Genomic DNA, 14,381 nt, shown 5'->3' with positions numbered 1-14,381 from the left:
AGTTTCATAAGTTTTCTTTTAACCGCTTCGGAAGTACCTACAGTCGCTTCCAGCGACGTGTTCTAATAATTTCAGTACTACAAAAAAAATATTTTTCTGTGATTGAGTGGTTTTGGTTTTTCATATTCCCGCCACAGATGTTCACCCTTAAAAATAGAATACAAAATGTAGGATTCTGTGTAACAACGGAGATTTTATGAGATATTTTTTTAACTTTAATATCCTATCTTTAAACCTTCAAAAATTGATTAAGTATGGAATCACAAATACATCAGGGAAAAAATGTAAAACGTTTTAGAGAGATGCTGGGAATTAAGCAGGAAGCTTTGGCTCTGGACCTGGGTGACGAATGGAATCAGAAGAAAGTTTCTTTGCTGGAACAAAAAGAAGTTATAGATGACTCTGTGCTTAAAAAAATTTCTGAAGTACTGAAAATTCCTTTGGAAGCTTTTCAAAATTTTGATGACGAGCAGGCCATTAATATTTTTTCAAATACTTTTCATGATGGTTCAATTGCAAATGCTAGTGCTGAAAACATACAATGTACATTTAATCCACTAGAAAAAGTGATTGAATTGTATGAAAGGATGCTTAAAGAAAAGGATGATATGATAGCTAGATTGGAAAAGCTTTTAGAGAATAAATAATATAAAAAAACCACTGTTACTGCAGTGGTTTATTATTATTAACAAAGTAGTTGTTATTATTATTTTACCACACGAAAGGATTGTTGTGGCAACGAGAGAAAAAAATCTTGCTGTAGCGAAGTTTTCTTTACCAAATCTTTATTATTCCTTTTTGTTTTCCCATGCCTTCTATTTCAATTCTAATAGTGTCTTTTAAGTATGGCTGTGTTAAATATCCCCATACTACATCAGAACTATCTAATTTTTCTTTATCCTCCGGAAAAATATTCAATACAATAGAATCTTTTACATTTCTCTCATAACTTAAATTGTATGGATAATGTGAAAATTTATCTATTCTTGTATCTTCACTAGAATGGTAACCATATTTAAACCCTTTCTCAACATAAGGCTTAAAATCAAATCCTTTTAAATTAGCGGAATCAACAATTTTATAGTTCAATTCCTTTACAAAAACTTTTCTATGTTTTGATTCGCTTATAGTATTAGTACCAACTCTATACTTCCATTTCTGATAACCATACCAGCCAAAAGATGAAGAAAAAATGCCAAAAGCATAATATAAAAGTACACTAAACAGAACAATACCTATAAAAATAAAAGATAATTTTTTCACAATTTTTTAATTTTTATCTACACCTTCAAAAGTAAGAGGTCCAACTTCAAGTTTTCCAACTTTGCGAACTTGTATTTCTTTATCCGCAGGAAGAAAGAATCTATTTAAAAAGTTAATTCCTCCTACTTTTTCTTTATTAAAATAATCCATAATGTTGTTAGGAGCTGGATCTCTAACTTTCGGAACATACCATGCGTTATTAGATCTTATATCTATAATTTTATTAAGAGAATCTAACATCACCGTTGCACATGACTGTCCAATGACACAGTATGTTTCTGCACTAGCTGCCTCAGCTGCTGCTGCTTTTATCTTAACATCTTCTTCTTTGGTTGTTTTAACAGTAACAAATTTATCATAATGATGTTCTTCAAAACGATTAATTTTATTTGCTGCCAACATTGCCTGCTTAGGACTTAATACTTTGCCCAAAGGAGTTCCGATATCAGGATTTTTAGAATCTCCATATGCACTGCTTCCTTCACCGGTTCCATTCATTGAATAATAATACCAGCCATCTTTTTCATTCCCTACAATAACAGCTCCATGGCCTACTACGGGGACAGCTTTGGAAGCTGCAAGAAATATTACATCTTTTCCATCAGGGTCAATACCATTAATTGGGTCATTTACAACATAATTATAAGGACTATGACGACTAAATTTTTCTGCAAGTTCATCAACAACACCCCAACGTCCTAATCCGGCATATACATCCTTGCTCCATAATCATACATGCCAGTCTCTTGACGTTCTTTACCATTGTACTTATACTGGTACAAATTATTCCCTCCAACAGCATTATATCCATCATGTGCCAGTCCGAACGGGTAATAATTGGTCTCTTCAATAATTTCCAATCCTGCACTGCCCTGCATATAGCTTAGTCTTATATTTCCTAAATGATCACTATAATTGTAAATATACTATTGTTTTCAAAATAATATATAACTGTAATATAGTTCTGTTTTCACATACAAAACAGAAAAATTTTTACAACACAAAACCCACCGCAAAACGGTGGGTTATTTATTATTCCTCTCGGATTACAAATCCGCAAAATCAGGATTAGTGAGAGCGGTACTGTTATTTTAATGTATCTACTATATACATGTCATTAACTCCCATCTCTCCACTATCATATTCGTAGCCTTCTTCAAACAAACTTTTGACTATAATAGTTCCTTGTGTAGGAAAATTTATATCCACATAATAATAATTATTCTTTTTAAAACATTTTAAATCTTCTGTTTTTAGTTTCTTATTATTTGAAAAGTATGATATAAAAAATTTTCCTGACATATTTATCTTATTTTTTTTATTAGGTGTATAAAATTTATATCTTAAAGTATTCGGCTTTCTTAACTTTTTTCTCAAATAAAACAAGCTGTTTATTGTGTCATTTCCATCTTTTAAATTATAAGAAATATATTGATTGACGAATTCTTTTTTATCGATAATTCTATATTCTATTCTGGCATTATCTGCTTGGTCATTCTTTCTATTCACAATATTCCACCAACCTATTTTTTGACTATTTTTATCAATATATCCTTCAATTATATAATCTTCAAACTCTCCACTAACTTTTTTCAAAGAGTCATTTATAACAATTTCTGCATACTTTTTCCAATTTTTAATATTAGTTGGAAAAGAAAAGTATTCGGTGGGATTATAATTTTCTTTTTTGATCTTTGGCTCTGTTTTATGATTTTCTTTTTTACAAGAATAGATCGTAAATACTGTTAGAATGATTACATATAATTTCCTCATTTTTTACTGTCCTAAATTTTTAATCTTTAACTTTCTTTGCTCATCTACAGAGTTCATAAATCTCATAAATCCTGTAGAATCATTATTCTTTATATACTTTGCTGTATCTAAAGTTTTAAAAGATCCATTTTTATCCAAAGTCCAAGTATTGTAAACACTCAATGCACTATCGTTTTTACTATCTCCACCAGATAATGTACTTTTCAAATCTGCAATTCGGTCTAAAACCCAAGTTCCAGCATAAACTCTTCCTGCCCATGTTGGTCCTCCTTTAGAACCGTCGGCTGGAAAAGTACTTGGAACAACGGAGCTACCCCAATCTAAAGTAAAGGTTTTATCATTACCAAACTTTTTATCATGTGTACTTGCGTCAAAATCTGTTCTCGTCATCTGATTGCCCGAATTTGTAATTTGTGGAAACTCTTCCGCTGACCAAGTTGTGAACGAAAGCATATTTGGTATTGAAGTAATATTAACTTCATCCGAACTAAGCTTTGTAATTGAGCCTCCTTCATTTAGTTGTGCATAAGCAGATTCGGTTCCCCCATCTACACTTACATTTGAGAATATTGTACCATTTTTAGCAAAACCATCTACACCAGATATTTTTTGGGCTTGTTCAGCAGTTGTTACATATTTGTCATATTCCCAGACTCCATTTTTTCTAATCCAATCTGTAGTTTCTCTACCGTCCGGATCAATAAATCTGATTGGATTATTATAAGCATAGTTATAAGTAGACCATCTACGAGAAGTCTCCGCCAACGGATCTACTACACCCCATCTTCCCAAATCCGGCATATAAAATCTTGCTCCGTAATCATACATTCCCGTCTCCTGCAACTCCTTTCCGTTGTACTTATGCTGATAAGCATTCTGTGTAGTAGCCGTATAGTTATGCAGTAATCCAAAAGGGTAATAATTATTGACTTCTACAATTTCTCCGGGTCTCCACCCATCAAGACAGTTAGGTAAATCCCATGGACTTTGTGGAGTTTCACACTCCTGCCAGAAGTATTGTCTCAGCTGAATAAACCCATCTTTATTACTATCTGAATAACTCAATCTGATATTTCCCAGATGATCTGTGAAATTGTAAATATACTTATTGTTTTAAAATACATATCTAGATGTACTGTAGTCTATTTTCATGTATAAACAGAAAAATTTTATAACACAAAACCACTGCTAATAGAAGTGGTTTTGTGTTATTATTACTTTACCATATGAAAGGATTCGTGCAGCAGCGGGAGTTTTTTTTATTATTTGCTAATGGATTACAAATCCGCAGGACCAGGTTATTATTTATTTTGGCTGTCATTATAAATCTTCTCGCTCATTTTTATTGAAGAATCACCAACTATTTTATAATGTGTTTCTCTAGCTAATTTACCGTTAGGTTCATAAACTACTTCTTTCCCATATAATAAAGAACTAGCCAAAATACTATCTATATCTTTACTTTTTTTAAATCTTAATAATGAAATTTTTGCACTTTTTCCTGTCGAATATTCAGATATATAAGTTCCATAAAAGAAATTTTTATATGAACTATCAATCTTTACAAAATAATTGTCCTCTTGTCCATATACGAAAACTGTATCAACTAATTGATTATCCCTATAATTACCTACAAATAATAAATCTCCATTCTCATCATATCTATTTACCTTAAGAATATTTCCATCCCATACATTTATATATTTAGGTTTGCCATTAGAATAATATATTTTTTCTTCTTTTTTACATGAAAAAAGACAGAAAAAGGCAAAAATTAACAAATAATATCTCATAACTATTTCCTTAGCATTGTTTTTAATAATGAATCTGATTTTTGATTCATTTGTCGAAGAAATCTAGCACTATCTGAGGAGTTTTTACTTCTTAAAGAATCATATTGAAAATTATTTAAATTATGAATATATCGGGTGTCACCAGTTACTTTAAATCCGTTTACCCTATCTCCTATTTTGTTTGCTTCAACTCCTGTGAAAATAGTTCCATAGAAAGTCTTTTTTTCAGCTACTAAAAACGATTTATTCATATCTACAAGTGACATTCCATCTACCATAAAGTTAAGCAAACTTGGTACTCCTTTATCTCCTCTGCTCAAACCATTGTGTATGCCTCCAAAGTAACCTTCTACATCAACTACTTTGTCTATATCTGGTCTAAAGAATGGATTTGTGCCACCGCCTACACCCAAACCTCCTGGATTTGAATAAAAATCTCCACCTTCATTTCCTAAATGGGAAAGAGATTTTTCCCATTGTAGACCTCCAGAAACCATTGTGCCAAGAGTTTCGTGCGAAAAATTCGCCATTGCTGTTGACAGATTATCCGGCATATATGCTGCTGTTCCCCCTGCATTAAGCCTTACATAACCAGCTTCTCCGTCAGCTCCAATCTTAGCATCTGAAACTACCGAACCATTTTTCGCAAATGCATCTGCTCCGGCAGCTTTTGCCTGAGCCGCTGTTGTAATATATGGATCATATGTCCATTGATTATCTTTTTTAATCCAGTCAGTCCCTTCTCTTCCATCCGGATCTATGAAACTAATTGGGTTGTTATAGGCATAATTATATGGATTCCATCTTCTAGATATTTCCGCAAGTGGATCTACGACTCCCCATCTTCCCAAATCTGCCATATACATCCTCGCACCATAATCATACATACCCGTTTCCTGCAGTTCCTTCCCATTGTACTTGTAGGTATATGGAACTCCCCCCATAACTGTTCTAGAAGATCCCACCTGATGCTTAAGGCCAAAAGGGTAATAATTATTTACATCTATAATCTCTACCCCCATTATTCCTAAATTATAAGCGTAGCTTACTCTTACATTTCCCAAGTGATCTACATAATTGTAAATATACTTATTATCTGTAAAATCATAATAACCTTCCGAAGTTGGCACAAATTTTAAGGCAGGAATTGTATATAAAGATGCTGACGTATCATAATTGTGTCTATTATCATACTGGAAACCATCAAGATAATTAACTTCTACAACTCCACCATCGTCAAATTTTTTAGATACTTTTGTACCATCTGCTCTATAAGTATAGCGGGTAGTAGACTTTTCCAATATTTTCCCGCCAATCAATACGTCAGTAGGAAGATTAAGAAAATTATAATTTATCTTCATTTTTTTATCAGGATGACTGGTCATATTTCCGTTAAGGTCATATTCGAAAGTTCCTTGTAACGCATTATATCCCGATATATTATTTGTTACACCAGCAGGTAGAGTCACTACATCCAGCTTATTACTAAAATTAATATTTTGATAGTTGTAAATTAAATCATCAATTTTCTCAGCTGTAGTTCCCCCACTAGGTTTTGAAAATCTCTTTAGCGTTTTAATATTCCCATTTATATCATATGTAATTTCTTCGTTAAAATAATCATTTTGGGTGATCGAGGAATTGGGCTCAGAATAACTCCCTTTTAATAGTCGGTTTAATGAGTCATACTGATAATTATATCTTTTTAGAATTCCATTATTAGCAACATTCCAATCAACCTCTGTAATATTTCCATTAAACTTTCCTGAAGTATTATTAGTATATACAGGATTAGTATACTTCATCTCATATCCAAACAACTTTCCTGCGAGGTTAGTAGGGTCATTAATCTGCGTCATCCAACCCCTGATATTATATTTATAATCTATACTTTGAAGTGGTGACCCAAGAGATACTCCTCCTACCTTCTTGTTTTCAAGCTGAGAAAGTTCATTATATATGTTCTGAGCAAGAATTTCTTCTGGATGATTATCTACCTGATGCTTATGAACCAGCAGCCTGTTCTGATGGTCGTAGGTAAAGTTTTCGGTAATCACTCTTTCTGTATCAGACATTAGCCTTTTATGTCTTGTGATAACCGTCTGTGGAACGCCTGCAAAATCCAGTTTGGACTCTGTTTGGGTATATCCTCCCAAATGGTTAATGGAATAAGATCCTACTACACGACCTCTCATATCATAATAGGTGTAATTCCTGGTCCAGTTATCATCTTCGATATTCTTTACAAAGCTCATCACAGGAAGTCCTTTGGTACTTCGACCGTCAGAGGAAGATGTTTCTGTTAAAATGGGCTCTCCCTGAATAGTAGATGGGAAAGGAGGATTGAACCCATATCCCTGAGGATAGGTATCGTAATAGTTAACAGATAAAAGAGTATCTACACTGAAATACACATTGGTATAATATAGGGTTATTCCATTCCTAAAGATTCCGGACGGATGTCGGGCGTCATAGATCACCAAATCAGCAATCTGATTCTGCAGATTACTCCTGCTGCTGTTATCTTTTAGTGTTCCTGTATAAGCCACTCTTCCAAACTGGTCATATTTTGTCATATACCAGTTACCTAAATTCCTCATATTGGCATCCTGAGTAAGAATTAGCCTATCCGCTTTATCATACACCATATATTCCCAGCCTTTACCCGGAAGTTTCTTTTCTACCAGGCGGTTTCTGCCGTCGTATCGATACTGGTAGCATAATTCATTCAGCAGATCATCACTGATTGGTTTGTGGATGGATTTGGGAGAAAGTACAAACACCAGTTGATTGTATTCATTATATACGTAATATGTATCAACGTGAACCGTGGAACTCATGATCTTTCTTACCAATAAGACCTGTCCTCTTCCATTTTTAAATTCTACCGTTTCATTTCCGTCTTCATCTTTTACCGTATTTTTATATAGCTGGCCTGCAGGATAGGTTTCGGTCGGTGACAGACTCAAACCACTTTTAGTGGCTCCGTTTTCCCATGAGGTGGAAGTGTTGTATTTATACACCTCATTAGTCTTATTGGTATCATATTCGAAGGTTACGGGTTTGTTACTCCAAGCATTTCCCACGTGCTTTTGTGCAAGGATTCTATTCAAAGGAGAGTTTTCAAATTCTTTCTCTGAAAAAATCTTTTCTGAACCATAAATCTCGGGTTGAGTAGCATTGGCTAATGAAGAAGGGACAATCCCTCCGTTGAGCGTTCCAGACTGAGGAACGGGAAGAAAATCTAAAACCTGTCTTCCAAATCCATCATATTCGATATGGGTAACCACATCCTTTCCAAGAGGGGAGGCTTTCACATTAACGATTTGTTTAGGTCTTCCTAAACCATCAAAATACTGAACTGTTTCAGCCACTTTTGTAGGCTGGTTACCGTGGTAATCAAGATAGGTTTTGGATTGGATATAGTTTTCTCCCTGGGTAAGCTGGGCATGCACTGAATGACTTATAAGCAGCGCACTTATTGGAATAATTATCTTTTTCATGTTTAGTTTTTAATATTGTATTTCAATTCTTTCAGCACCTTTCCATTTACATCAATCACCTTTTCGAGCCTGTTTGCTGAATCATACTGATAGATTTCTCTGATTCCTGAAGGTGGAGTGATACTGGTTACACCGATCAAAGGATTGTGGGTATATGTAGTAATAGACACCGATATATTAAACTGTCTCTTCTGAAAGGCATCTAATTTTAACCTGAATTGGTCCTCTGTGGCAGGGTTCACATCACTATTGGATGCATTACTCAGAACAGAAATATCTGTATCAAACATGCCCATAAATAAAGCAGCATCCTTACCTTCTATGGTAGCAATGGGCAGGCTTTTATTATATCCCCAGATAACTCCAACTGTAGAACCGCCTTTTTTAGTATACTGAACCAGATTGCCTTTAGTATCATATCTGTCGTAAGTAATTTCTTTAGCACTTATATTAAGTAAGTCCGTAGATTTCACTTCGTATGGCAGCACTAAACCGGCAGTCTTGGTATCCGCTTCTGACTGGGAAACGGGATAAACAGTTTCTGATTTTGAAAGTACCTTACCTGCATCCTGCTCATCTTTTTTCTTCACTAAGGCAGTTTCTAATGGTATTCCAACCATGTTTTTACCGATCATCAGCTGATTCCCTTTTTCCTGAGCGTAGCTGTAAGAGGTTTCCAATATCCCGCCATCTGAATCTTTACTTTTTACTTTAGAGATATTATTAGAATAAGACGGGTAGGTGAAATTTGTTTGTGATATGATTTCACCACCAGCGGTATGATCGGTTACAATAGTTTCATACTTTTCTATTCGTCCTCCTGTAAAGTTGAAGGGTTTAAAGTACCAGTAATATCCAAAACTGGCATTGGCAAATATCAAATAAGGAGAGCTCAATTGTGGTTGAACGAAATCAGGCATCCGATTATCTATATAAATTTTAGCCAATGGCATTTTATATAAATAGTTGGTTTTTTCATAATTAAATATTGGAGGAGACGCAAAAGCAAAACCAGGCAATGGACCTACCAGACCTGTTATATTATCATGATCATATCCTCCGATTTTATAATTATTTTTTATTTCTTTTTGGAGCACATATCCATTATTCTTTTTTTCATAATATTTCTGCTCAAGAAGAAGGCCTCTCGTCCAGCTATTATCACTTGCCAAATGAAATGGATATTCTGCAAAATTCCAGGTATCAGGATGATTTGTAAAAATGTAATCTATTTTTCCTTTGTTGGTAGATTGATCTCCGAAATATTCTTTAACGTAAGAATACCCAAAATTACGGGACTCCAAAGCTGAATTAACATTTCCGGCAAGTACACCGTCCGGATCAATAACAGGTATGGGGGTAGCCCCCTGCATAAAGCTTTTATACCCTAATATAGCCATGTATTCCCGCATCCCAAATAATCTCCCACTGTTATTTCCCGCATCATCGGTATATTCATACGACTTTTTCATTTTCACTTCCCCCCCATCACGGTATTCTATAGCTTGGATTCTCAGGCCCGGCCCATACTTATTACCGAAATCATCTGTCAATGAGTATCCAATTATTTGGTTAAAATTAAAATAGGGAGAACGTAAAACATTATTTTCGTATGTGAATATTCTTTTTTCTCCTGTAGGCAGATCGATTGACGTAAGAACACCTGCTTTTGAGGCTACTTCATCGGTATTTCTGTTTGTAATAATACCCTGATAATCATAGAAATGATCAAATGTTCCATTACTTTTATTATTATAATATCCCCAGAGATCCTTAGCCGTGGAAAAGCGGTCCGGCAGTCGCTCAGGATTATAATTATACTTTGTCTTTGCAACCAATACTGCAGCATTATTTTCTACTGTTTCTTTTTTGATCTCTTTCAAAAACATTCTTTTTTTTGAATTTGGATCCAGTTGGGTTAACATAACATTGGTTCTTGCATTATTTGTTAAAGCATCAACATAATCATAGGTCAACTGATGTGATTCAATGATCTTATTCTGTTTATCATAGATTATTATTTTTTCCAATGCATTTCCCTGTAGTACATCCTGTCTGTCGGCAGTACTTAATACAAACTGTAATTTACCTTCTGGAAATTCGATAGACTCCAAAGCAAATTTACTCTCATCAACTAAAGAAAAATAGGTGTAAATTTTCCCTGCATCAGGAGGGTTATCGCATGGATGGAGGCATGGAGAAATCCGCTGATCATATTTCTTTTTATAATATTGTGTAGTATGAGGAACATAATTATATTTAATAACTTCATTGGAAGATGTTACTATTTTTTGCAAATACCAGGTATCCGGATTTAAGTTTGTGTCTTGATCCAGTTCTGCATAGGCGGAAGCAGGATGTATTTGTCTAAAATTCCTTCCCAAAACATAGCTTACATAGTCATTATTCGTTTCTTTATTTCTTCCGTAATAATACTTGTTCCCTTTTGTATCCGTTATGACCCATGAATGGAGTACAGGGCCCCCGGTCCAGTCCGGTTCTATTTTTATATCTGTAAAAGTTTGTTGAAGCGCTTTTTTATCATGCCAGTCTAAAATAAATTTTCCAGAATAATCAGCTAACGAAAAATAGAATTGATCAGGTATAAAGTCAACACTATTTTCAGTTCCTGCTATAGAACTCATTGTCCCAAGTACTGAATTTCTTTTAACATTACTTGAAAAAAAATTATCATATATATTATTATATAAGTAGCTGTAGTTCCCCAACTCGTCTGCTCCTTCCCTTATCTCACGGCTAACCATTCCTCCATAATTCAGGCTCCACCCTAAACCTACGGAAGAAGCAATATCTTCTACTCTCACACCTCTTGAAAAGTAGCTTAATGTAATAGGAATGGTTAATCCATTGGTCTTAATTTCATAGACAGGATAACTTACATCGACCAATCCTGTATTAAGAGAAACTGGACTTTCCGTAAAATTGAACACTGAAATAGCATCTGTATTGGGTGCTTTTACTCTAGTTTGTGGCGGTATAATTTGTGTTTGTGCACTAAAGTGTAAGCCCATCAGGCTTATAATGCACATATATATCTTTTTCATTATTTAATGTTATTTTTTGATTAGTTTAGCATTCGCTGTTTTATTCGCATCCGTTTTTATCGTAACCAGATACGCTCCCTGAATTAAATTCTGAGTATTAATCTTAGTTACTTTATTCTTGGTTTTCAGACTCTGAAGCTGTCTTCCGCCCATATCATAAACTATAATATCAGCCTCTTTGAAATCATAGCCTATTTCTACATAAGCGTAATCTGATACCGGATTCGGATAAATCTTAATGTCTTGCTTTACCATTAACTGATCAATTTGTTGATCACCTAATTTTATGATTTTCCAGTTCTCTTTTCCCAGTTCATCGGCGCTGGTTCCTGCCAGAATAATGGAGCCGTCTCTATTGAGCTTAATGTCTGAAAGTCTTTCTTCCCGTTTTTTAGATTCTCCTTTCACGTGCTTTCTCCACTGCTCTTTTCCTTCCTGATCCAGATACAGCATCCAAAAACTTTCATCATTGGCTTCAATTCTTCCTTCTGCCTGAGTGTAGCCACCGAGTAAAATTCCTTTGGTGAAGTCTTGGTTCCTGGTTCCTGAATCTTGACTCTGATTAATGGTACTCATGCCCATCAGGATATCTCTGTTCCCGAAATTGTAGGATTTCTGCCAGATTTCTTCGCCTCTTTCATTTAAAGAAATCACCCATAAATCGGTTCCCTCTTCAATGCCAACAGATTTATTTCCTGATCTTTCGGATCTGGATTCTCCGCCTATCAAAAATCCGGATGATGTTAAAACCAGCGCTCTGATGTGATCATCGCCTTTTCCTCCGTAGTTTTTTTCCCATTCTACCTTGCCTTCGTTCGAAAGTTTTATAATCCAATAATCTCCTTCTCCAAAGTTTTCGATCTTCTTTGAGCCTCCGATATTGCTTCTGGAATAGATCCCTAACAACGCTCCTCCGTCTCGGGTAGGAATCATTTTTTCTACCTCATCAAGTCCTTTTCCACCAAAAATTATTTCAGAAAGGACTTTCCCGTCTTTATCAAGTTTCGCCACCAAAACATCCTTTGAACCAAAGCCTTTAGCTGAATTCTGTACATTTCCTGCCACGAAAAACCCAAGATCTGTCGTCTGAATAACCGCTCTTGCTTCCTCATCTGCTGAAGTTCCCAGTGTTTTCTGCCAAAGCTCATCACCAAATTCATTGATCCTGATCAGCCAGATATCGGATCCGCCTTTGGAATCGTCTTTTTTATCCAGACCTTTCGATGAGTAGGAAGTTCCTGCTATAAGCGCTCCTCCCTCTTGAGTAGTTATCGAAGCGGACAAATAATCATGGTTATTTCCTGAGAAGTATTTTTCCCAGACCTCTTCGCCCTGTTGATTGAGTTTGACTAAATGGAAATCGTAGCCGTTATTCTGCTTACTTCCCGTCTGAAGCTTATCGCTTTGAATGCTGCTTCCGGAAATAAGATATTGCTGATCGATGGTAGTGGTCACCTGACTCAGAAAATCCTGAGTAGAGGATTTGATGTCTTTTTGCCACAATATTTCCTGGGCTGACAAGCCAAGAATAGTGCATAAAGAAAATACACCAGAATAGAATCTCTTCATCTATTTGAGTTTTTAAGTTAATATTAGTTTTAGATATACATTTCGACAAATTTAACATTTTTTAACACCCTTTCAAATCTCATTACAGAGATTTAATATGAAATTTATCACATTCCCGTGTATTTTAAACAATGTTAAGTAGTACTGTTGCAAAGGTATAGAGACAAAGCGACAGAACATGACGTATTATATTTGAACATCATAACGTACCCTATCATAATTAAAATAATATCAATGTAAATCAAACCATTCAATTGAAAAAATAAATTACTTGGCAAAACATAATACTATCTTTTACATTGGTATGATTTTTAGTAGTACATTTGTATAAATTTTCAATAATGAAAACAAACCAACAAACTATAAATCAAGCGAATCATAAAATAAACTGGTTCCAGAAGTTTCTCATGGTATGCTCCGGAGGAAACATTCATATTTTAAGAAAGACCCCCAGTGAATGGAATAAATTTTCCGGAATTGGTGGGATTGTACTGTTTACCGCTGTATTTGCAACCCTTTCCGCAGGCTATGCCATGTACACTGTATTTGATAATATATGGACCTCCACAGGATTTGGAATTCTTTGGGGTTTAATGATCTTCAACCTGGACCGCTATATTGTTTCTTCAATCAAAAAAACAGGAACATGGTGGAATCAGATCCTGATGGCCGTTCCCCGTTTGATTTTAGCGACATTTCTGGGAATTATTATTTCAAAACCGTTGGAGCTTAAAATTTTTGAAAAAGAGGTGAACAAACAGCTGAATACAATTATCCAGCGAAATAAAAAACAGCTTCAGGGTGAAATGAGTGGCAGAATTTTGCAGCAGAGCGGACCTTTTGAAACAGAAAAAAAACAGATCGCTGAAAAGACCATACAGTATCAAAAAGCATATGACTCGGCAGCGGTAGAACTTGAAAAAGAAATTCTTGGAAAACAATCGGGCCTTACCAGCGGAAAAGAAGGGTATGGTCCCAATGCAAAACGTAAGCAGGAACTGAAGGAACAGCGCCGTTTGGATCTGGAAAATTTCCAAAAACAAAATGCACCTCGGGTAGAATATTTAGATAAAGAAATTTCCAAAGTCTACACCAACCTGGAAACAGAACGAAAATCTTCGGAAACCTTTGAGGATAAATTCAACGGATTTGCAGCAAGACTTCAGGCTCTGGATGAGCTGGGGAAAAATTCAGCGATCATCGGACTGGCTGCTGCTTTCATCATGGGGCTTTTTATATGTCTTGAAATTTCTCCGGTTTTAGTCAAATTAATTTCCTACGTGGGACCCTATGATCACCTTCTGGAAAAAACAGAAAATGATTTCAGGCTTTATTCTAAGGAAAAAATTGAAAAAGGGAATGCTCTGACTGATTTCAGAATTGATGATTTTAAGGATAATTTAAAAAAATAGCGT

General features: G+C 35.0%; 9 protein-coding genes and 2 pseudogenes. 2 read left to right on the top strand and 9 right to left on the bottom strand.

Annotated elements, in window-relative coordinates; genetic code table 11:
* Positions 1–254 precede the first annotated feature (254 nt).
* A complete protein-coding gene (locus IW16_RS16040; protein ID WP_034746492.1) occupies positions 255–647 on the top strand; it encodes a helix-turn-helix domain-containing protein in 393 nt (130 codons plus the stop codon).
* A 127-nt stretch (positions 648–774) separates the two neighbouring features.
* Here the strand turns inward: IW16_RS16040 and IW16_RS16035 are convergent, their stop codons facing one another.
* The 9 genes and pseudogenes from IW16_RS16035 to IW16_RS15995 form a co-directional block, all read right to left on the bottom strand.
* Positions 775–1,263: a hypothetical protein gene (locus tag IW16_RS16035; protein WP_034746489.1), complete on the bottom strand. Its 489-nt coding sequence runs from the start codon at positions 1,261–1,263 to the stop codon at positions 775–777.
* Between the two features lie 6 nt (positions 1,264–1,269).
* Positions 1,270–1,761: a hypothetical protein gene (locus tag IW16_RS26670; RefSeq protein WP_034746486.1), complete on the bottom strand. Its 492-nt coding sequence runs from the start codon at positions 1,759–1,761 to the stop codon at positions 1,270–1,272.
* 93 nt (positions 1,762–1,854) lie between these two features.
* A pseudogene (locus tag IW16_RS26340) lies at positions 1,855–2,189 on the bottom strand (RHS repeat-associated core domain-containing protein); the annotation flags it as partial.
* A gap of 160 nt (positions 2,190–2,349) precedes the next feature.
* On the bottom strand, positions 2,350–3,036 hold the full coding sequence (locus tag IW16_RS16020; RefSeq protein ID WP_034746480.1) for a hypothetical protein: 687 nt from the start codon (positions 3,034–3,036) through the stop codon (positions 2,350–2,352).
* Positions 3,037–3,708: 672 nt separating this feature from the next.
* Positions 3,709–3,978: pseudogene (locus IW16_RS27230) on the bottom strand (RHS repeat-associated core domain-containing protein); the annotation flags it as partial.
* 359 nt (positions 3,979–4,337) lie between these two features.
* Positions 4,338–4,829: a hypothetical protein gene (locus IW16_RS16010; RefSeq protein WP_034746474.1), complete on the bottom strand. Its 492-nt coding sequence runs from the start codon at positions 4,827–4,829 to the stop codon at positions 4,338–4,340.
* 2 nt (positions 4,830–4,831) lie between these two features.
* Entirely contained in the window at positions 4,832–8,332 is a 3,501-nt protein-coding gene (locus tag IW16_RS16005) for a DUF6443 domain-containing protein (RefSeq protein WP_051890349.1), read from the bottom strand.
* 2 nt (positions 8,333–8,334) lie between these two features.
* Positions 8,335–11,397 carry an RHS repeat domain-containing protein gene (locus tag IW16_RS16000; RefSeq protein ID WP_131327919.1) on the bottom strand — a complete coding sequence of 1,021 codons (3,063 nt, stop codon included), beginning with the start codon at positions 11,395–11,397 and terminating at the stop codon, positions 8,335–8,337.
* 9 nt (positions 11,398–11,406) lie between these two features.
* Complete coding sequence (locus IW16_RS15995) at positions 11,407–12,966, bottom strand: T9SS type A sorting domain-containing protein (protein WP_034746468.1); 1,560 nt, start codon at positions 12,964–12,966, stop codon at positions 11,407–11,409.
* A gap of 341 nt (positions 12,967–13,307) precedes the next feature.
* Between IW16_RS15995 and IW16_RS15990 the strand changes: the two genes are divergently transcribed.
* Entirely contained in the window at positions 13,308–14,378 is a 1,071-nt protein-coding gene (locus IW16_RS15990) for a DUF4407 domain-containing protein (RefSeq protein WP_034746464.1), read from the top strand.
* Positions 14,379–14,381: the final 3 nt, after the last annotated feature.

This window comes from Chryseobacterium vrystaatense, from assembly GCF_000737765.1.
In the GTDB taxonomy this organism is placed as follows: Bacteria; Bacteroidota; Bacteroidia; order Flavobacteriales; family Weeksellaceae; genus Chryseobacterium; species Chryseobacterium vrystaatense.
The sequence above is the reverse complement of the archived record's forward strand: the minus strand, read 5'-3'. Positions and strand labels throughout refer to the sequence as shown.